The sequence below is a fragment of the Sphingopyxis solisilvae genome (assembly GCF_015475875.1).
GTDB lineage: Bacteria > Pseudomonadota > Alphaproteobacteria > Sphingomonadales > Sphingomonadaceae > Sphingopyxis > Sphingopyxis solisilvae.
Window position 1 is genome coordinate 119,477 of the sequence record NZ_JADKYM010000008.1, and the last position, 20,239, is coordinate 139,715.

A 20,239-nucleotide genomic window follows, 5' to 3' on the forward strand; every position below is an offset into this window, starting at 1 on the left:
CGGAACCCTATGGCGCCGTTTCTGAACCGTCGGTGACCGCGGCGGCGGCAGGGGTGTCCCCGCTCGCACCCGTGGTCACCAGCGAAATGCGCGTCAGCCCGGCGCGGTTGAGTTCGCCCATCACCCGCATCACGCGGCCATAATCGAGCCCCTTGTCGGCGCGCAGCATGATCTGGCGCGGGCGATCCTGCCCCGCATTCTCGCGCGCGATGGCGTCCAGCCGCGCCGGAAGCTCGGCCTCGGGCACCACCTCTTCGCCGATGAACAGCGTGTCGTCGCCGTTGATCGACAGCTGCACCGGTTCCTGATCCTCGGTCTCGACCGGCTTGGCGCGGCTTTCGGGCAGGTCGATGGGGACGGCGGAGGCGAGGAGCGGCGCGGTGATCATGAAGATGATCAGCAGCACCAGCATGACGTCGACGAGCGGGGTGACATTGATGTCGGAAATCGGCGCGCGGCGGGCGCCGCGGCCGCGCCGACCGCCGGAGCCGCCCGCAGGACCGGTCATGCCCATCAGGCGTCGACCTCCAGCTCGCGGCTGAACGTCGCGTGCAGCCCGTCGGCAAAGCGGCCGAGGCGCGATTCGAGCCGGTTCAGCCGCTGCGAGAAACTATTGTACGCGATCACCGCGGGGATCGCCGCAAACAGCCCGATCGCGGTCGCGAACAGCGCTTCGGCGATGCCCGGCGCGACGACCGCCAGGCTGCTGTTGTTGCTTGCCGCGATCGCGGTGAAGCTGCGCATGATGCCCCACACGGTGCCAAACAGGCCGACAAAGGGCGCGACCGAGCCGATCGTGGCCAGCGTCCCGATCTTGTCGGCCAGCCGGTCGACCTCGCCCGCGATCGCCGAATTCATCGCGATGCCCAGCCGTTCGCGCGTGCCGTCGCGGTCGATGATCTTGCCCTTGGTCGAACGGCGCCACTCGCCGATCCCGGCGCCCAGCACCTTCGCGCTCGGCAGATCCTCGCCGCTGTTCTTGTCGTAAAATTTGTCGATATTGTCGGCGCGCCAGAAATCGCGCTCGAAATTTTCGGACGCGCGCATCAGTTTGCCGACGCCGCGGCCATGGGTAAAGATCACCGCCCAGACATAGATCGACGCGAGCAACAGCCCGATCATCACCGCCTTCACGATAATGTCGGCCTGCAGGAACAGCGCGACCGGGGACAGGGTCGCCGCATCGGCGGCCAGCGAGATATTGTCTAGCAAGGGATGTTCTCTCCATTCATGATGGCGGTAAAGCGGTGGGCCCACCCCGCCGGCTGACGGCGCGGCCGGCCTTCGGGTGACAGGAAGGCGGCGGTGACTTGCCCGTCGGTTAATGTCTCGCCGATGAACGTGTCAGTTGTGCGAAGGATGCGCTGCGCGATGACGACGCTCGCGCCGCGTACCGCTTCGACGGTGCTGACGACCAGCAGATCGTCGTCGAGCTTTGCCGGGCGGCGGTATTTGATCGTCAGGTCGGTGACCGCCCAGCTGCCTTCGCCGCCTTCCATCGCGGCGCGTTGGTCGATGCCCGCGATCCGCAGCATGTCCGACCGCGCGCGCTCCATAAAGCGCAGATAATTGGCGTGATAGACGATGCCGCTGAGGTCCGTGTCCTCGAAATAGACGCGCGCCCGATAATGGTGCTCAGCCCCGACGAAGGCGCCGGGGATGAAAGGGGGCGGGGCGTTTACCATGGGGTTGATCGATAGCGGGCCTTCGACTCGTCGCAAACCCCTGATCGACGGTTTGTCGCAGATGGGGGCCATTTGGTGGGAGATGATGGCGGAAATCCGTTATATTCCCGAGTGCGTTGTGCCCCTGCGAAGGCAGGGGCCCATCACCGGACGTCTGGTTGCTGAGCTGCGTCTGTTTTGAGGTCAGTTTATCTCACTCGTCATTGCGAGCGAAGCGAAGCAATCCAGGGCGGTTTACGCGACTTTGGATTGCCGCGTCGCCTTCGGCTCCTCGCAATGACGATCCTGATTGAAGTCGTGCTGCGTTTGTGTGGCGGCAGGTGATGGGCCCCTGCCTGCGCAGGGGCACGGTCACTTGCCGTTATCGAACAACCCGTCCTGCGACCCCGCCGGCGGATTGAGCCCCAGATGCTTCCACGCGCTGGCATTGAGCATCCGCCCACGCGCGGTGCGCGCGATCAGGCCGACCTGGAGCAGATAGGGTTCGATCACATCCTCGATCGTGTCGCGCGGTTCGGACAGGCCGGCCGCCATCGTTTCGACCCCGACCGGCCCGCCGCGGTAGATGTCGGCGATCATCGTCAGATAGCGGCGGTCCATGGCGTCGAGGCCGAGCGCATCGACTTCGAGCCGGTTGAGCGCGGCGTCGGCGGCCTTGGCATCGACAATGGCGTGGCCTGCGACGGTCGCGAAGTCACGCACGCGGCGGAGCAGCCGTCCGGCGATGCGCGGCGTCCCGCGCGAGCGCTTGGCGATTTCGAGCGCGCCGTCGGGCGCGATCGGCAGCGCGAGCAGCCGCGCGGCACGGGTGATCACCTGCTCCAGCTCGCCATGGGTGTAGAAATTGAGCCGGACCGGGATGCCGAAGCGGTCGCGCAGCGGCGTCGTCAGCAGACCTTGCCGCGTCGTCGCGCCGACGAGGGTGAATTTGGGCAGGTCGATCCGCACGCTGCGCGCCGACGGTCCTTCGCCGATCATGATGTCGAGCGCCCGGTCCTCCATCGCGGGATAGAGAATTTCCTCGACCGCGGGCGACAGGCGGTGGATTTCGTCGATGAACAGCACGTCGCCGTCCTCAAGATTAGTGAGCAGCGCGGCGAGATCACCCGCCTTGGCGATCACCGGGCCGCTGGTTGAGCGGAAGCCGACGCCGAGTTCGCGGGCGACGATCTGCGCGAGCGTCGTCTTGCCGAGGCCGGGCGGGCCATAGAAGAGCACATGGTCGAGCGCATCGGAGCGCGATTTGGCGGCCTCGATAAAGATGCGCAAATTTTCACGCGCCGCCGCCTGCCCGACGAACTCGGCGAGCGTCTTGGGACGCAGCGCGGCGTCGGCGTCCTCGGGGGTGCGATTGGGGGTGGTGAGGTCGGTCAATTCAGCATCCCATTTGCGCCGCGAGATCGGTCAGGCTGTCGGCGCTATACTCCCAATCCTGCGCCGCGTCGGCATCGGGCGCGCGGGCGCCGCCATATTCCATGGGCCGGTCGATATGAGCGGTCATCAGCCCGCAACCGCGCGCGGCGGCCAGATCGCTGTGGTGCGAGGCGACGAGGCAAAGTTCCTGCGGCGCGAGCCCCAGCGCATCGGCGGTCGTAAGATAGGCGGCGGGTTGCGGTTTGTACGCGCGCGCATATTCGGCGCCCAGGATCGCATCCCAAACGATCCCGGCGCGGCGCGCCATATCGATCATCAGCGACACATTGCCGTTCGACAGCGTGACGACGGGAAAGGCGGTGCGCAGCCGCGCGATCCCCGCGACGCTGTCGGGCCAGGGGTCGAGCCGGTGCCAGGCGTCGGTCCAGTCGGCGAGCAGCGCCGGGTCGAGCGCCGCGGGGTCGATGCCCTGCGCGTCGAGCACCGCACCCAGCATCTCGCGGTGCAGGATGTCCAGCTTGACGAAGCCCCGCTGACCGCTGCTGACCGCCGCCATCGCGGGCAGGTAGCGGCGGCGCCACTGGTCAGCGAAGTCATGCGGGTCGATGTCGCTGCGGTCGATCTTGGCGAGAAATGTCGCGGATTCGCGCGCGATGCTGCTGCGCCAGTCGACGACGGTGCCGAACACGTCGAAGGCGAGGGCTTTGGGGCGGCGGCGGGCGGCGGGCTCAGTCATAATGCTCTATTGCCTCGCCGGTGATCGAAACCCAAGGCTCCTTGCGGTCCTCGTACACCGAGTAATCAGGGACAAAGCCGTGGCCGGGCGCAAAATTGCCGAGCGGGATCGCGAAAGCGTCATGAAAGGGTCGCGCGCGGTACCAGACGCCCGAGCCGCAGGTGGTGCAGAAATAGAAGTCGGCGGTGTTGCCGCTATCGCCGGTATATTGCCACATGCGCGCATTCGCCTCGCCCTCGATGCGAACCTGTTCGGCGGGGAAGCGGACCTGCGCGGCAAAGGCGCTGCCGCTGCGCGCCTTGCACTCGCGGCAATGGCACACCGACACGCGGATGGGTTCGCCGGTGCAGGTGACGCGGATCTGGCCGCAGCGGCAGGAGGCGTGGCGGGTGGTCACTTGATCGCCGCCAAGAAATCATCCTGCGAGAAGCCTGCCTGACGGATGATTCCCGCCAACGTCCCCGTCTTCAACTCGCGGTGGAGCGGCACCACGACCCCCACTCTATCGCGTTGGAGAATCACATGGCTGCCGCGCTGGCGCATTTGGATGAAGCCGAGCCGTTCGAGTGCGGCCACGACGTCGCGACCCGAAAGAACCGGCAATTTTGGCATTCAGGCGGCGTGGGCTTCGACGTCGAACGAGGTGACGAGCGGCGGGCCGCCTGACGTCATCGGAAACATCTCAAGATAGAGTTCGACCGCCTCACGCAAATTGGCGATCGCGTCTTCGATCGTTTCGCCCTGACTGGTCGTTCCGGTTTCGGGATTATAGGCAACGAAACCGCCTTCTTTCGCCGGGGTCAGCACAGCTGTTACCTGCATGATCTTTTCCTTCCGACGGACATCCTACTTCGCCGCCTTCTTAAGCGCCAGCCGCACCAGCGCATCGAGACCAGCTTCCGCGCCCAATTCCTCGCTCGCCGCCGCGACCGCGGCGCTCGCTTCGCCGGGTTTGAAGCCGAGGCCGGTGAGGGCGGTGACGGCGTCGGCGAGGGGGCCGGGGGTGGTGGGTATGTAGGTCGCGCCGCTGCCCGCTATGCCACCGAGCGCGCCGGCCTTGTCCTTCAATTCATGGGTGATCCGCTGCGCCAGTTTCGGGCCGACGCCGTTGGCGCGCGCGATCATCGCGCTGTCGCCGCTGGCGAGCGCGCGTTGCAGGTCGCTGATTTCGAGCGCCGAGAGGATCGCGAGCGCGACCTTGGCGCCGACGCCCTGGACGCTGGTGAGCAGGCGGAACCAGTCGCGCTCCTCGGCCTTGGCAAAGCCGAGCAGGCGCAGGAAATCTTCGCCGACCAGCATTTCGGTGTGGATGGTCACCTCGCCGCCGGTGGCGCCGAGCGCGTCGAGCGTGCGTGCCGATGCCTCAACCAGATAACCGACGCCGCCGACGTCGATCACCGCATGGCCTGCGCCGCTGGAGTCCAGCCGTCCGGTAAGTTTTGCGATCATTTGCTGTGCGTAGCGCGGGGAGAATGAAAAGGGAACAGGGAAGGAGAAAGGGGTCTCACGCAAAGGCGCAAAGGCGCGAAGAAGAATGATACAGGATTGTTCTCACACAAAGACACAAAGAGGGCGGTTGCTGCCGCTGGCTGAGCGGTTGACGACCGACCTTCGCGGTTGAAGGCCGGACGAAGTCCGGCAAGGAAATGAAGCCACCACTGAGGAAGACGCAACGCCGCTGTAGGAACCGACATCTTTGTGTCTTTGTGTGAGATTTCCTTTTCTTTGCGCCTTCGCGCCTTTGCGTGAGATATTTCTAATACCGCGACCGGTGGTTCGCATGGCAGATTGCGACCGCCAGCGCATCCGCGGCATCCGCCCCCGCGACCTTCGCGCCGGGCAGCAGCACGCGCAGCATCGCCTGCACCTGCTCCTTTGCCGCACTGCCCGTGCCGACGATCGCTTTCTTGACGAGGCGCGGAGCATATTCGGTCACGCCGAGCCCACCGCGGGCGCAGCCGAGCAGGACGACGCCGCGCGCGTGCGCCAGCTTCAGCGTCGATTGCGGGTTGTCGTTGACGAACACTTCCTCGACGGCGGCGCATTGCGGCGCATGGTCGGCGATCACCGCCGCCAGCACGGTGTCGAGATGCGCGAGGCGGTCGGGCAGGGGGGCTTTGGCGTCGGTCTTGATCTGACCGTTCGCGATGTGGCTGATCCGGCTCCCCTCGGTGCGGATGACGCCCCAGCCGGTGCAGCTGAGCGAGGGGTCGAGGCCGAGGATGATCATATTTTCGATCCTCCCTGTCGCGAAGCGATGGGGAGGTGGCAGCGCGGAGCGCTGACGGAGGGGCGATGGCGCAAACGTCGCGGCCCCTCCACCCCTCGCTTCGCGAGAGTGCTCGGTCGCCCAGTCCCCCGGACTGGGCTTGGATTGCCGGGGGCAATCCAACCGCGCACTCCCCCTCCCCATGGCTTCGCCACAGGGAGGATATTCATCAACCCAGTTTCTCCATCACCGCGTCGGGGATTTCATAATTGCCCCACACGGTCTGGACATCGTCGTCGTCGTCGAGCGTGTCGATCAGCTTGAACAGCGTCTGCGCGGTCGCTTCGTCGGCGACTTCGCTTTTCAGGGTCGGACGCCACGCCAGCTTGACGCCTTCGGCTTCGCCCAGCTTCGCTTCGAGCGCCTTCGCGACCTCGTGCAGGCTGTCGACGCTGGTCCAGATGTCGTGGCCGTCGTCGGACGATTCGACATCGTCGGCGCCGGCATCGAGCGCGGCTTCGAACACCGTGTCGGCGTCGCCCGCGCTGGCGGCATAGTTGATCAGGCCCAGCCGGTCGAAGCCGTGGCTGACGCTGCCCGACGTGCCGAGGTTGCCGCCATTCTTGCTGAACGCGGTGCGAACGTTGGTCGCGGTGCGGTTGCGGTTGTCGGTCAGCGCCTCGACGATCAGCGACACGCCGCCCGGGCCATAGCCTTCGTAGCGGATTTCCTCGTAATTCTCGCCTTCGCCGCCGCTCGCCTTGTCGATCGCGCGCTGGATATTGTCCTTGGGCATCGACTGCGCCTTGGCGGCGTTGACCGCCGCACGCAGGCGCGCATTCGCGTCGGGATCGGGCAGGCCCATCTTCGCCGCCACGGTGATTTCGCGGCTGAGCTTTGAAAACAGGCTGCTGCGCTTTTTGTCCTGCGCACCCTTGCGGTGCATGATGTTCTTGAATTTACTATGGCCGGCCACGGGAGGATCCTGCTTGAAAGTGATTTGGTGAAGCGGCCTATCGCGTAGCGGGCGACTATTTTCAACGCCCTTGCGCTTTAGCCTTTGCCTATTCAGCCGGCTTTCCTGTGCGCAGATCGATCACGCGCCCGCGTTCATAGCCCAGTATGCCGGGAACCGGGGCAAGCCGATTGATCCAATCGGCCCCAGGCTCGGGAAACAGCCCCACCGCGTGATAGTCGGCGATCTCCAAGGGAAGGGCGGCGAGCGAAACCGGTCGTATAAGAGCATCGGTTGGCGGAACAAGCGCTTGCCCCAGGGTGAAGCCATAGGCGAACATCGACGGTCCCAAATTGTCCTCGAGATGCGGAATCGGTGATTCTTTGTGTACCTTGTCGGCGAACAGCGAACCCATCTCGGTAATCACTCCGGCGCGCGCCGCAAATTTGACGGTGCCAAGACAATTACAGGTGGTGATGCCGCGTCCGCCCACCGAAACGCCGTAGAGAATATAGGTTCCAACAGGCACCTCGACCAGAAAGGTGCGCATTGCGCCATCTTCCAGAAAATCCCCGGCATCGACGGCAAAGGCGTTTACCGGCCCATCATAGGTAAAGGCATATTCGTCGATCGCCGGCGGCTTCCCGTCCTTCGCTTTTTTGGTGAGCTTTGGCAGATCTGCCGCATAAGCGGCTTCCTTCGCGCTGCGATAGGCGGCGACTTCCGCCTCGGTCGGGATACGCAGGAAAATATGCTCGATGTTGATCATGCCCGATTTCGCGGTGCTCGACCGGAACAGCAGATAGGCCTTGGCGGGATCGAGAGCGGTGGGCGCGACTTTGTGGTTGAGAACGCCATCGCCGCCCTTTGCCAGCGCGATTCCGGGTGCGAGCACCAGCAAACAGGCAAGGAGCAGGCGGATCATTCGCTGACCTCCGTCGTCGAGGGTTTGGGGCCGGACGCGAGTTTTGCCTGCATCGCGATGAGGGTCGCCTCATCGCCGTCGTTCAATCGGTCCCAATCCGCCTCGGCGATCGCGTAGCGGGCGTAGCCGCGGGGCTGCATGCAGCGGCGCAGCTTGTTGTTGCGTTGTCCGCGTTCCAGCTTCGGCACGATGATTGAAGCCATCGCTTCGCCGACGAGACCATAGGAGCCGGCGGTGTAGCCTTGGGGCTTGCGCTTGAGGGGTTCGACCCAAGGCCGGAAGGTCGGCAAGGTCGTCACGCCGTCGCGAACCAGAAAGCTGCGGCATTCGGCAATGTCGGCATAGGCTTGGGCGAAACTGACGGCCGGATTGTGAAAGAAGAAGAATTTATATCCTTCCTTCTGCACCTTGGGATCGGCTGACGGCGCTATGTCGAGGACGTTGATCGTCGCAGGATCGGGCAAGGTATCCTGCGCCGCGACCTGTCCGCCGAACATCGCCGCAGCGAATATCAGCGCCGCCCCCCTTGTCGATCGTGCCCCCATAAACCCTCCCGTCAGATGATGACCGCCGTCCCGCTGGCCGATACCATCAGCATCGACCCGTTCTGGCCGAGCACCTCGTAATCGAGGTCGACGCCGATCACGGCGTTGCCGCCGAGTTTCGCGGCTTCGGCTTCCATCTCGGCGATCGCTTCCTTGCGGGCGCGGGACAGGACGTCTTCATATTTGCCCGAGCGGCCGCCGACGATGTCGGTGATGCTGGCGAACAGGTCGCGGAACAGGTTCGCGCCGACGATGACTTCGCCGGTGACGATGCCCAGATATTCGCGGGCCGGATGGCCTTCGATAGTGTTGGTGGTGGTGCTGAACATCGTCACTCTCCTGTGCTGATAAAGGTTGCGGCTCAGTCGATACCGAGCGCCGATTTGTAAACGTCGAGGATTGCTTCCATTTCCTTGCGGTCGTTCGGCGGCAATTTGCGCAGGCGAACGATCTGGCGCATGATCTTCGGGTCGTAACCCTGCGATTTCGCTTCATTATAAGTGTCGCGAATGTCGTCGGCGACGCCCTTTTTCTCTTCTTCCATCCGTTCGATGCGCTCGATGAACAGGCGCAGTTGTTCGTCGGATACGGTGGCTTCGCTCATTTTGGACTCCGGTGATTGGGATGATGCGGCGCGAGAATCGCGGCTGCCGCGTCCCTAATCGTCCTGCGGCATTTTCGCCATGCTTAGTTGGTGGGGTCTGCTTATTCGGGCGGGAAAGGTTGGCGCTTGCCGCCGAGCTTGTGGACGACGCCGCGGCGCATCACGAAATCGACTTTTTCCAGCATTGTCACGTCGGCGAGCGGGTCGCCGGTGACGGCGACGATGTCGGCATCGCGCCCCGCCACGATCGCCCCGATCGGCCGGTCGAGTTCGGCGGCGTTGTCGATCGTCGCGGCCTTGATCGCCTGCGCCGGGGTCATCCCCGCCTTGACCATCAGCGCAAATTCCTTGGCGTTGTCGCCGTGCGGCGCGACGCCCGAATCGGTGCCGAACAGGATGCGGACATTGCCCTTTACGGCGCGCGCGATGCTGTTCGCGTGCGATGCCGCCGCTTCCACGGCCTTGGCGAGCTGCGGCGCGGGTGCGTCGCCGCGGCGCGCCTGCGCCAGTGCGGCGATCGGTGCGACCGCGGTCGGCACCAAGGCGGCGTTCGACGCCTTGAACAGCCTGACCGTTTCATCGTCGATAAAGCTGCCATGTTCGATCGAATCGACCCCGGCGCGTAGCGCGGCGTCGATGCCTTCCTTGCCGTGGGCATGGGCGGTGACCTTGCGGCCAAAGCTGTGCGCGGTGTCGACGACCGATTTCATCTCGGCATCGGACATCTGCTTGCCCAGCCCGCCCGCGACGTTCGAGCGCACCCCGCCGGTCGCGGCGAATTTGATGACCTCGGCGCCCAGCGAAATCTGCGTGCGCACCGCGCTGGCACAGCCGTCGGGGCCGTCGCAGATATTGGTGCGCTCGGCCGCGACCGCGTGGGTCAGCGTGCGGTTGAGCCCGTTGACTCCGCCATGGCCGCCGGTCACCGAAATCATCGTCCCCGCGGGGATGACCGTGGGTCCGACGATCACGCCATTGTTGATCGCATCGCGCAGTGTCGTCGTGGTGCGGCCATCGCCGCCCAAGTCGCGTACCGTCGTAAACCCGGCCTCCAGCGTCTTGCGCGCATTATCCTGCGCGATCACGAACACATCCTCGACGTCGCGGCCCGAGCTTTCGAGGCGGCTGCGCAGCAGATTGTCGTCGCTGGAGATATGGACGTGCATGTCGATCAGGCCGGGCAGGACAAAGGCGTTCTTCAGGTCGACCACCCGCGCATCGCCCTCGGGCGCCGCAAAGCCGTCGCGGACCTCGGCAATCTTCCCGTCGCGCACGACAATCGTCGACGGCCCGCGTGGTTCGCGGCCGGGCTGGTCGAGCAAATGCCCGGCATGGATATAGGTGGTGGCGGACGGCTCGGCGGCGAGCGGGCCACTGGCGATGAGGGCGACACCCAGCATCGCTCCTGTCAACATCATGCGCATCGCCATATTCTCCCCATTTTCCGTGCCTAAGCGGCGCTTCCCAACCTCATGTCCGCAAAGCGCGGTCAGAGCAAGATCAGTGACGCGGGTTCTTCGCCATGCTTGCTTCCATCCGCGCGAGCTGTTCGGGGGTGGCGGCGGTGTGATGCAGGGCTTTCCATTCGGCGGTCGGCATGCCGTGGACGATCGCGCGGCCGGCTTCCTTGTCCATGTCGCTTGCCTCGGCGATCCAGTCGCCCAGGCAGTTGCGGCAGAATCCCGCAAGCCCCATCAGGTCGATATTCGCGGCGTCGCTGCGATGCTGGAGCAGGCGGACGAGGCGGCGGAAGGCGGCGGCGGCAACGGCATCGTCGAGCGTATCGAGCGCATCGTTCGAGATGGCCTGATCGTCGCTACAAGACATGGCGTTATTCCTTCTGCTGAGGGGATGAATAGCTATACGCGGCTTGCCTTGCCGGGGGCAACGCGCCTACGCAAGCGACCCCAGCTTTTTATCGGTTCGGAGCATCAGTGGCCCAGAGTTTTACCCCCCGCCAGCGCAAGGTGCGCATCCTGGCGACGCTTGGTCCTGCCAGCGCCAATCCCGAAATGATCGCGGCGCTGCACCGCGCAGGCGCCGATGCCTTTCGCGTCAATATGAGCCATGGCGACCATGCCGGCCACGCCAAGGTGATCGCCGCGATCCGCGCGCTGGAGAAGGAGACCGGGCGTCCGACGACGATCCTCGTCGACCTGCAGGGGCCGAAGCTGCGCGTCGGCACCTTTGCCGATGGGCCGGTCGAGCTGATTAAAGGCGCGCCCTTTGCGCTCGACGCGGACATCGCACCGGGCGATGCGACACGGGTTCACCTGCCGCACCCCGAATTGTTCGCAGCGCTGGAAGCGGGCACGCGGCTGTTGATCGACGACGGCAAGCTGGTGCTGCGCGTCCAGGCGGTGTCGCCGCAGCGGATCGACACGGTGGTCGAGGTCGGCGGCAAGATTTCGGATCGCAAGGGGGTCAATGTTCCCGACGTCGTCGTCCCGCTCGCGGCGCTGACCGAAAAGGACCGCAAGGACCTGACCTTCGCACTCGAACAGGGCGTCGACTGGATCGCGCTGTCGTTCGTGCAGCGGCCCGAGGATGTTGCCGAGGCGCGGACGCTGATTGGTGGCAAGGCGGCGTTGCTGGTGAAATTCGAAAAGCCGTCCGGGGTGCAGCGGATCGAGGAAATCCTTGAGCTCGCCGACGCCGCGATGGTCGCGCGCGGCGACCTGGGGGTCGAGCTTCCCCCCGAAGCCGTACCGCCGCTGCAAAAGCGCATCGTTGCGACCGCGCGGCGGATGGGCAAGCCCGTGGTCGTCGCGACCCAGATGCTCGAATCGATGATCGTGTCACCCTCGCCGACGCGCGCCGAAGTGTCCGACGTCGCCACGGCGGTGTACGACGGGGCGGACGCGATCATGCTGTCGGCCGAGACCGCAGCGGGCGCGTGGCCGGTGGAAGCAGTCACCATGATGGATTCGATCGCGCGTTCGGTCGAAAGCGATCCTGATTATTTCCGTCGCCTGCACTTCACCGAGACGACCCCCGACGCCACCACCGCCGACGCGCTGGCCGAGGCGGCGGGCGACATCACGCGCACGATCGACGCCGATGCGATCATCTGCTTCACCTTTTCGGGATCGACCGCACGCCGCGTCGCGCGCGAGCGGGCGGGGGCGCCGTTGCTGGTGCTGACGCCGAAGAAAGAGGCCGCGCGGCGCATGGGCCTGTTGTGGGGCGCGCACGCCGTATCGACCAGGGACATCGGCAGCTTTGAAGAGATGATCGCCAAGGGCAAGCGCATGGCGCTGCGCCACGGGATCGGAAAGGCGGGGTCGAAACTGGTGATGATGGCGGGGGTGCCGTTCGGAACCCCGGGATCGACCAACGTACTGCACGTCGCGACGCTGACCGGCGACGAACTGCGCGGGTATAGCTGAGTCATGAATCCTCCCTGTGGCGAAGCCATGGGGAGGGGGACCGTCCGCGAAGCGGATGGTGGAGGGGCAGCAACGTCAACGCGATGGCCCCTCCGTCAGCGCTTCGCGCTGCCACCTCCCCATGGCTTCGCCACAGGGAGGACCATTCCGGCCATAATCGATTCAAATCGGCACAATCCTTACCGCGCGATTCACAAAATTTTCGACCTGATTCAGATCGGCACGATGAAAAATGGTAAACAGGCTTTGCACCATTGACGGGTCGCGGCATAGTTGGTGGGTGGTGAGCGTCGGACCCGCGTCGGGGGGATTCCGCATCGCATAGCTGGAGGTTTAGCCCGCGTGTCCGCACCGTTCCGTTTTCCCCGCTTTTTCGTCACCAGCCCCGCGCCTTGCCCCTATCTGGCGGGCAAGACCGAACGCAAGGTATTCACCGAACTCAGCGGCAACACGGCGAACGAGCTGAACGACGCGCTGGGTCGCATCGGCTTTCGCCGCAGCCAGTCGGTCGCCTATCGTCCCAGCTGCGCCGACTGTTCGGCCTGTGTTTCGGTGCGCGTCTGCGCCGCCGAATTTGCCCCCAGCCAGTCGCAGAAGCGGACGATACGGCGCAACAGCGACCTGGTGGCCACGGCGTGCCGCCCGTGGGCGACCGAGGAACAATATACACTGCTGCGGTCCTACCTCGCCTCGCGCCATCCCAACGGCGGCATGGCCGACATGGACGAACAGGATTTCGCCGACATGGTCGAACAGACCCCGGTCGACAGCTATATGGTCGAATATCGCGAGCCGACCGCCGACGGCAGCAAGGGGCGGCTGGTCGGCTGTTGCCTGACCGACCGGCAGGGCGACGGGCTGTCGATGATCTACAGCTTCTTCGACGCCGCGCACCCGCTGCGCGAGGGGCTGGGCACCTACATCATCGCCGACCATATCCAGCGCGCCGCCCGCGCCGGCCTGCCCTATGTCTACCTTGGCTACTGGATCGAGGGATCGGCGCGTATGGCGTACAAGGCGCGCTTCCGCCCGCTCGAACGGCTCGGCCCCGACGGCTGGACCCGCTTCGAACCGCGCGCGGCGCAGAGCATTGCGGAGATGTTCGAACTGGCGTGATGATGGTTGCCGCGCTGGGGCAGAAACAAGACGATCCTCCCCGCCTGCGGGGAGGTGGCAGCGCGAAGCGCTGACGGAGGGGGTGGCGTCCTTCGGCGGCACGTCAGGCCGATAACCCCCTCCACCACAGCCTGCGGCGGTGGTCCCCCTCCCCGCAAGCGGAGAGGAGCGGCGACGGCCGCAACCGGCCGCCCCCCACCCTCCACCGCAAATTAACTGCGAACGTCTCGCAAGCGCCCAGTATATCACCGCTTCCGGTTGACCTTTTCCCGCATTCAAGGGCATAGCTTCATCTTCCAGGATATTAAGTCCGGGTCGCATCCAGGTTGAGGTCGCTTAGGGGTAGGCGATTGGGGGGAATAGGATGCCCGTTCGCATGTTCGCCAGCAGCATGATCGCGGACCGTCGCCGCGCCGGCGCGCGCGCATGAGCGAGCCGGGCGCCGCTGACCGCGTCAAGGTCGCGATCATCGGGTCCGGCCCGGCGGGACTCAGCGCCGCGGCGCGCGCAGGACAATTGGGCCTCAGCCATGTCCTGCTCGAAAAGACCGACCATCTGTCGGACACGATCTTCAAATATCAGAAGGGCAAGCGCGTACTCGCGACGCCCGAGCGGCTTGACCTTAGATCCGACTGCCGCTTTGCCGAGGGCGCGCGCGAATATATCCTGGGCAATTGGGACGAGGACGCCGCGAACAACAAGGTGAATGTGGCCTATCACGCCGACGTTGCCGAGGTGACGGGCGAGAAGGGCGCGTTCGCGATCCGGACCGCGAAGGGCGATGTCTTTCACGCCGAAAATATCGTGCTGGCGATCGGCACGCAGGGCAATCCGAACCGGATGCGATGCGAAGGCGCCGACCTGCCGCACATCATCTATCAGGTCGACGATCCCGAGGATTTCAAGGACAAGCATATCACCGTCGTCGGATCGGGCGACGCGGGGATCGAAAATGCGCTGGGCGTCGCCGAGGAGGCGCTGGAGAATACCGTCACCATCCTGAACCGGTCAAAGGATTTCGCGCGCGCCAAGGCGAAGAATGTGTCCGACATGATGGAGGCGGGCGAAAACGGCCTGATGTCGATCCGTACCGAGACACAGCCGAAAAAGGTCGAACCCGGCTGGCTGACGCTCGACACCCCCGACGGCGAGGAACGCATTCCGTGCGACGTCATCGTCGCGCGGCTGGGGTCGGTCGCGCCGCGCGCTTTCGTCGAATCGATGGGGATCGAGTTCACCGGCCCCGACCGCGAGGCCTTTCCCAAACTGTCACCGACCTTTGAATCGACGGTGCCCGGCATTTTCGTGATCGGCGCGCTCGCGGGCTATCCACTGATCAAGCATTGCATGAACCAGGGCTATGACGTCGTCGAGTTCTTGGGCGGCAACACCGCGCTGACCCCCGCCGACGAAAAGGATCTGGCGGCGGTCTTTGCGGGGCTGCCGCAGCAGAAATCGGTGAGCGAATGGCTCGACTATCTGCGCGAACGGGTGAGCATCTTTGCCGATGTCTCGCCGCTCCAGATGCGCGAGTTCATGCTCGATTCGAAGGTCGCCTTTTACCGCAAGGGTGACGTCGTGTTCGAGAAGGGCGAGCCGGGATCATCGCTGTTCGCAATCGCTGATGGCCATGCCGAGGTCGAGGTCGCGCCGGACGTCACCGTGCCGATCGAGCAGGGATCGATTTTTGGCGAGGTCGGGCTGATTTCGGGGCGTAAGCGCGGCGCGACGATCCGCGCGGGCGCCGACAGCATCTTTGTCGAGGTGTCGCGCACCGCGGCGCTCAAGCTGATGGCGGCAGTGCCGGGGGCGAAGCGCGCGATCAACCGCATCTCGCTCGAACGGCAATTGCTGCAAATTTTCAAGGGCGGGCTGACCGTCGAGGATCTGGCGCCGGTCGTCGAGACGGCTGAGGTCGAGCGTGTTTCTGCTGGTAAGGTCGTGCTGACCGAGGGCGAGCAGGGCGACGATGTTTATGTCATCCGGTCGGGATCGATGGTGGTCGAGAAAGACATCGGCGGCAAACCGATCTTCCTCCGCTACCTGCCGGCGGGCAGCTTCTTCGGCGAAATGGGCGTCCTGAGCGGGCAGCCGCGCAACGCCACGGTCAAGGCCGCGGTCGGCAGCGAGGTTATCAAGCTGACCGGCGACAGTTTCCGCAAGATGCTCGCCGCGCGGCCGCAGGTGCGCGCGGCGACCGAGGCGGCGGTGGCCGAGCGCGCGGCGATGAACAGCTTTATCGAATCGCGCAAGGCCAGCTATTCGAGCGCGGTCGATCTCTATTCGGACACCGCCAGCTTCATCATGAAGGAGGGGCTGGGCGAGGCGACCGATGCGCTGCTGATCGACGAGAATCTGTGCGTCGGTTGCGACAATTGCGAAAAGGCGTGCGCCGACAGCCACGAAGGCCTGTCGCGGCTCGACCGCGAGGCGGGCAAGACCTTTGCGCATCTGCACGTCCCGACGAGCTGCCGCCACTGCGAGCATCCGCACTGCATGGCCGACTGTCCGCCGAACGTGATCCACCGCGGCCCCGACGGCGAGGTGTTCATGGAGCCGGGCTGCATCGGCTGCGGCAATTGCATGCGCAACTGCCCCTATGGGGTGATCCGCATGGAGGCGGCGCCGCCGCCCAAACCGGGACTGCTGAGCTGGCTGCTGCTCGGCAAGGGGCCGGGGCCGGGCGAACCCTCGCCCAAATGGACCAAGAAGCAATTGGGCGAGGAAAAGCCCAAGAAGATCGCGGTCAAATGCGACATGTGCAAGGGCATCGCCGGCGGCCCCGCGTGCGTGCGCGCCTGCCCGACCGGCGCCGCGATCCGCGTGTCGCCCGAGGAATTCCTGTCGATTGCGCGGCTCGACGAGGCGACCGACTGATGGCCAGCCTGTTCCAGCGCCGCCGGTCGAAAGCCACGCAGGTCGAGCGGGTGCGCGAGCGCCAGCACGAAGGCTTCTTGCGCTATGCAGGGTTCCGCTGGGCGAAGATTTCGGGCGGGCTGTGCCTGCTGATCATCCTGTCGTATGCGCTGGTCGACGTGACGCCGCGGCATAATGGCGGCAGCTGGTACGGCTATACGCTTGGCACGATCGGTGCGCTGCTCATTCTGTGGCTGACCGCGCTCGGCTATCGCAAGCGCAAGATGACGAGCGATTACTGGTCGCTGAAGGCGTGGACGTCGGCGCATGTTTATCTGGGGCTAAGCCTGATCGTCATCGGCACCTGGCACACGGGATTCCAGCTCGGCTGGAATGTCCACACGCTCGCCTGGGTGCTGATGATGCTCGTCATCCTGTCGGGGCTTTATGGCGTCATCGCATACGCGACCTTGCCCGCCGCGCTGTCGAACAACCGCGAGCAGATGACGCAGATGCAGATGCTGGAAGCCATCCGCGCCTTCGACCGCCAGCTTCACAGCGCCGCGCAGCCGCTGACCTCGGCGGACAGCGCCGCGGTGCTCGCCTCGCTCGACCAGGACCCGTTCGCGGGCGGCGCGTGGGCGCGGCTGCGCGGGCGCTATCCTGCCTGCGCGACCGCCGCGGCGCGCCGGACGCTGGCGGCATCGCAGGGCGGCGACGCCGACGCGCGCGCCAAGGTCGTCCAGCTGTTGTTGCAGAAAGAAGCGGCGCTGGCGCGGCTGCGCGCGCATCTGCGCCTCCGCGCGCTGCTCGAAATCTGGCTCTATGTGCATGTGCCGCTGACTTTTGCGCTGATCGCGGCGCTGTCGGCGCACATCATCAGCGTCTTTTTCTATTGGTGAGGCGGGGACGATGAGCTTCATTCTCCGCCGCATCGCGACGACCAAGACGGGCAAGCAGATCGTCCGCGACCAGGCGCTGCCCGGCGACACGATCACCTTGGGCCGCGACAGCGCGAACACCATCCATGTCGCCGACCTCGCGGTGAATCCGCACCATGCGACGATCGCCAGCGGCGACGGGCGCACGGTGCGGGTGACCGCGCAAGAGGGGCTGGGGTTCGACCTCAACGGCCGCACCGAAACCCTTGCCGACATCGACAGCGCCGCGGGCGGCGAATTGCGGTTCGGCGGCCACCGCCTGACGATCGCGCGCGAGGACGACAAGATCATCCTCCTCGTCGAACGCATCGACGAGCTGTCGCAATCGTCGAAGGACGTCGACGAGGTGAAGGCCTTCTCGCTCGCGGGCGTGATGCCGGGCAAGCGCGTCGGGGCATGGACCTTCGGCCTGCTGATGCTGCTCGCGTTTCTCGTCGGGCCGATCTGGGCGTGGTACAGTTACAAGACTGTCGACGAACGGCCGGGCACGCTCCACGCCGATCGCAGCTGGATTTCGGGCCCGCTGTCGAGTGCCCACGCCAATCTGACCAAGGATTGCCAGTCGTGCCACGTCGAACCGTTTGTGGCGGTCACCGACACCGCGTGCGTCAATTGCCACACCGGCGAGCACAAGGCGATGAGTATGGCGCACGCCAATGCGCCGACCGCGATGCTGCTCGCGGCGCGCGCGCCCGCAGGTGGCTTCGACAAATTCCTCGCCAATGTCGGCGAGGCCTTCAACCGGCCGCAGGGGCGCTGCGTCGATTGCCATACCGAGCATGAAGGCGCCGGGCCGATGGCGGCAACGCCGCAGAAATTCTGCGCCGATTGCCACGACGGGATGCAGGGGCGGCTGAAAGGCGCGGGGCATCCGACGCTGCTGGGCGATGCGGCCGATTTCGGCACCGGCCACCCCGAGTTCCGCCCGCTCGTCCGCGCCGCGCCGGGGGCGAAGCTGGCGCGCGCGGCGCCGGGCAAGGGGACGGTCGATTACAACGGCCTGAAATTCCCGCACGACGTTCACCTTCAGGCGACCGGCGGCGTCGCGCGGATGGCGGCGAGTTTCCGCGGACGCCATGATTTCGGGCAGAAGCTCGAATGCGAAAATTGCCACCGCGTCGAGGCCGACGGGGTGCGCGTCAAGCCGGTCGAGATGGAGCGCGACTGCGCCATGTGCCACAGTCTGGCGTTCGAGACCGTCGGCGGCACGACGCGCACCTTGCGCCACGGCGAACCGGCACAGGTCATCGCCGACCTCACCGCTCATTATCGTTCGACCCCGCCGTCGCGGCCGCTCCAGCTCGGCGGGATGCAGCGGCGGCGGCCGGGCGCCTATGCCGAGGGACAGGTCTACAACATCTATTTCAATGAGGTGGCGTTGCGGCCGAGTCGGGCGCAGGACGCGGTGCGCGCGGTGTTCTCGAAAGGCGGCGCCTGTTATGACTGCCACACGATCTTTGCGCCCGCGGCCGGGAACAACTGGCGCGTCGCGGCAGTCAACCAGACGCCGCGCTACCTGCAAAAAGGCTGGTTCGATCACGACGCGCACAAGGAAACCGACTGCGCCGATTGCCATACCGCGGCGCCCGCGTCGAAGGCCTCGACCGACCTGCTCGTCCCGGGCCTGCGCCAATGCCGCGATTGCCATGTCGGCGAAAGCGGCGCGCGGCTGGTCAAGGTACAGACGGCTACCGAATCACCCTGCGCGATGTGCCACGAATATCATTCCGACGGCGGCCAGCCGTGGGTGCCGAACCGTCAGCGGAAGGTTAACAGCGCGGCAATTACAAATAAACGCGCCGATGCTATGGCGGGTGTGAGCGCGATCACAGGTGCCGCGACGCGCGGCCTTTATCATGTGACGTGGCGCACACCGGTTTTGCACGGGGCAAGGCGGGGCGGGTGAACTATCGGGCCGGGACCAGCCGGTGACAGCAGGGGACGGATATGCTGATCGCCCAGATCACCGATATCCATATCGGGTTCGATCCGGACAATCCGGCCGAATATAATCGCAAGCGCCTCGACGAGGTGCTCGACGTGCTGATCGAGGGGCCGAACCGCCCCGACCTTTTGCTTGCCACCGGCGACATCACCGACCGCGGCGACGCCGACAGCTATCGCCGCCTTGCGACCGCCTTTTCGCGCTGTCCCTTTCCGGTGTGGCCGAGCGTCGGCAATCACGACCTGCGCGACAATTTTCATGCGCGCTTTCCGGGCTTCGACGACGGCAACGGCTTTGTCCAATATGCGGTCGACCTGCCCGAACTCCGGCTGGTGACGATCGACACGTTGGAGGAGGGGCGCCACGGCGGCGCCTTTTGCGCCGCTCGCGCGGCGTGGCTCGACACCGAACTGGCGAAAGCGCCGGCCAAGCCAACCTATATCGTCATGCACCATCCGCCGGTCGAAAGCGGGATCGAGTGGATGAACACCCACCCCGACGAACCCTGGGTGGCGACCTTCACCGATGTCGTGCGGCGCCACCCGCAGGTGCGCGGGCTGATCTGCGGCCACCTCCACCGCAGCGTCACCGTGGCGTGGGAAGGGCGCACGGTGGCGATCTGTTCGTCGACCGCGCCGCAGGTGTCGCTCGACCTTCGCCCGATCGACGAGAATCATCCCGACGACCGCCCGATGATCGTCGCCGAAGACCCCGCCTATGCGCTCCACCGCTGGAACGGGCGCGAGCTGGTGAGTTTTTACGACCATGCCGGCGCGCATACGATGCTGGCGAAATATGACGAGCGGTTGCAGCCGCTGGTGCGCGAGTTGAAGGCCGAGCGGCCGGGATAATCCTGGTAGAATCTTAGCTTGAATCGTCATTGCGAGCGAAGCGAAGCAATCCAGAGCCTGCGTAAACCGCCCTGGATTGCTTCGCTTCGCTCGCAATGACGAACCCGA

General features: G+C 65.4%; 23 protein-coding genes. 6 read left to right on the top strand and 17 right to left on the bottom strand.

The features are described from left to right. Positions 1-7: 7 nt before the first annotated feature. The 17 genes from IR187_RS07930 to IR187_RS08010 all read right to left on the bottom strand — a co-directional run bounded on the left by IR187_RS07930 (position 8) and on the right by IR187_RS08010 (position 10,860). Positions 8-514: an ExbD/TolR family protein gene (locus IR187_RS07930; protein WP_194954063.1), complete on the bottom strand. Its 507-nt coding sequence runs from the start codon at positions 512-514 to the stop codon at positions 8-10. Continuing rightward, a complete protein-coding gene (gene tolQ, locus IR187_RS07935) occupies positions 514-1,212 on the bottom strand; it encodes a protein TolQ (RefSeq protein ID WP_194954064.1) in 699 nt (232 codons plus the stop codon). The genes IR187_RS07930 and tolQ overlap by 1 nt, the downstream gene beginning before the upstream one ends. Further along, positions 1,206-1,685: a YbgC/FadM family acyl-CoA thioesterase gene (locus tag IR187_RS07940; RefSeq protein ID WP_194954065.1), complete on the bottom strand. Its 480-nt coding sequence runs from the start codon at positions 1,683-1,685 to the stop codon at positions 1,206-1,208. Before IR187_RS07940 ends, tolQ begins: the two co-directional genes overlap by 7 nt. Positions 1,686-2,036: 351 nt before the next feature. After that, positions 2,037-3,059 (bottom strand): Holliday junction branch migration DNA helicase RuvB, encoded by a 1,023-nt coding sequence (gene ruvB, locus IR187_RS07945; RefSeq protein WP_168453524.1) that lies wholly within the window; start codon positions 3,057-3,059, stop codon positions 2,037-2,039. A 1-nt stretch (position 3,060) separates the two neighbouring features. Beyond that, the gene (locus IR187_RS07950) at positions 3,061-3,795 is read right to left on the bottom strand and encodes a haloacid dehalogenase type II (protein WP_194954066.1); all 735 of its coding nucleotides are present in this window, start codon (positions 3,793-3,795) and stop codon (positions 3,061-3,063) included. Beyond that, entirely contained in the window at positions 3,788-4,192 is a 405-nt protein-coding gene (locus tag IR187_RS07955; protein WP_194954067.1) for a GFA family protein, read from the bottom strand. The genes IR187_RS07950 and IR187_RS07955 overlap by 8 nt, the downstream gene beginning before the upstream one ends. Then, positions 4,189-4,407, bottom strand: a complete 219-nt coding sequence (locus IR187_RS07960) for a type II toxin-antitoxin system HicA family toxin (protein ID WP_194954068.1) — start codon at positions 4,405-4,407, stop codon at positions 4,189-4,191. Before IR187_RS07960 ends, IR187_RS07955 begins: the two co-directional genes overlap by 4 nt. After that, positions 4,408-4,617 (bottom strand): type II toxin-antitoxin system HicB family antitoxin, encoded by a 210-nt coding sequence (locus IR187_RS07965; RefSeq protein ID WP_194954069.1) that lies wholly within the window; start codon positions 4,615-4,617, stop codon positions 4,408-4,410. 24 nt (positions 4,618-4,641) lie between these two features. Next, the gene (gene ruvA, locus IR187_RS07970; protein WP_194954070.1) at positions 4,642-5,244 is read right to left on the bottom strand and encodes a Holliday junction branch migration protein RuvA; all 603 of its coding nucleotides are present in this window, start codon (positions 5,242-5,244) and stop codon (positions 4,642-4,644) included. A gap of 307 nt (positions 5,245-5,551) precedes the next feature. Continuing rightward, entirely contained in the window at positions 5,552-6,025 is a 474-nt protein-coding gene (gene ruvC / locus IR187_RS07975; protein WP_194954071.1) for a crossover junction endodeoxyribonuclease RuvC, read from the bottom strand. A gap of 208 nt (positions 6,026-6,233) precedes the next feature. After that, positions 6,234-6,980 carry a YebC/PmpR family DNA-binding transcriptional regulator gene (locus IR187_RS07980; RefSeq protein WP_194954072.1) on the bottom strand — a complete coding sequence of 249 codons (747 nt, stop codon included), beginning with the start codon at positions 6,978-6,980 and terminating at the stop codon, positions 6,234-6,236. Between the two features lie 88 nt (positions 6,981-7,068). After that, positions 7,069-7,884, bottom strand: coding sequence for a hypothetical protein (locus IR187_RS07985; RefSeq protein ID WP_194954073.1), 816 nt, complete (start codon positions 7,882-7,884; stop codon positions 7,069-7,071). Next, complete coding sequence (locus IR187_RS07990) at positions 7,881-8,429, bottom strand: hypothetical protein (protein WP_194954074.1); 549 nt, start codon at positions 8,427-8,429, stop codon at positions 7,881-7,883. Before IR187_RS07990 ends, IR187_RS07985 begins: the two co-directional genes overlap by 4 nt. A gap of 11 nt (positions 8,430-8,440) precedes the next feature. Next, positions 8,441-8,758: a heavy metal-binding domain-containing protein gene (locus IR187_RS07995; protein WP_194954075.1), complete on the bottom strand. Its 318-nt coding sequence runs from the start codon at positions 8,756-8,758 to the stop codon at positions 8,441-8,443. Between the two features lie 32 nt (positions 8,759-8,790). Continuing rightward, positions 8,791-9,033, bottom strand: a complete 243-nt coding sequence (locus IR187_RS08000; protein WP_120215546.1) for a DUF2312 domain-containing protein — start codon at positions 9,031-9,033, stop codon at positions 8,791-8,793. A gap of 101 nt (positions 9,034-9,134) precedes the next feature. Further along, the gene (locus IR187_RS08005) at positions 9,135-10,451 is read right to left on the bottom strand and encodes a metal-dependent hydrolase family protein (protein WP_228765636.1); all 1,317 of its coding nucleotides are present in this window, start codon (positions 10,449-10,451) and stop codon (positions 9,135-9,137) included. Positions 10,452-10,533: 82 nt separating this feature from the next. Next, positions 10,534-10,860 (bottom strand): DUF1244 domain-containing protein, encoded by a 327-nt coding sequence (locus tag IR187_RS08010; protein WP_194954077.1) that lies wholly within the window; start codon positions 10,858-10,860, stop codon positions 10,534-10,536. A gap of 107 nt (positions 10,861-10,967) precedes the next feature. On the opposite strand from IR187_RS08010, the gene pyk reads away from it, so the two are divergent. From pyk to IR187_RS08040, 6 genes are all read left to right on the top strand, one after another. After that, complete coding sequence (gene pyk / locus IR187_RS08015; RefSeq protein ID WP_194954078.1) at positions 10,968-12,422, top strand: pyruvate kinase; 1,455 nt, start codon at positions 10,968-10,970, stop codon at positions 12,420-12,422. 342 nt (positions 12,423-12,764) lie between these two features. Continuing rightward, positions 12,765-13,538, top strand: a complete 774-nt coding sequence (locus IR187_RS08020; RefSeq protein WP_194954079.1) for an arginyltransferase — start codon at positions 12,765-12,767, stop codon at positions 13,536-13,538. 426 nt (positions 13,539-13,964) lie between these two features. Further along, on the top strand, positions 13,965-16,415 hold the full coding sequence (locus tag IR187_RS08025; RefSeq protein WP_194954080.1) for a cyclic nucleotide-binding domain-containing protein: 2,451 nt from the start codon (positions 13,965-13,967) through the stop codon (positions 16,413-16,415). Beyond that, positions 16,415-17,296, top strand: a complete 882-nt coding sequence (locus IR187_RS08030; RefSeq protein ID WP_228765637.1) for a hypothetical protein — start codon at positions 16,415-16,417, stop codon at positions 17,294-17,296. Before IR187_RS08025 ends, IR187_RS08030 begins: the two co-directional genes overlap by 1 nt. A gap of 10 nt (positions 17,297-17,306) precedes the next feature. Continuing rightward, the gene (locus tag IR187_RS08035) at positions 17,307-19,241 is read left to right on the top strand and encodes a cytochrome c3 family protein (protein ID WP_194954081.1); all 1,935 of its coding nucleotides are present in this window, start codon (positions 17,307-17,309) and stop codon (positions 19,239-19,241) included. A 41-nt stretch (positions 19,242-19,282) separates the two neighbouring features. Further along, positions 19,283-20,131, top strand: coding sequence for a phosphodiesterase (locus tag IR187_RS08040; RefSeq protein WP_194954082.1), 849 nt, complete (start codon positions 19,283-19,285; stop codon positions 20,129-20,131). Positions 20,132-20,239: the final 108 nt, after the last annotated feature.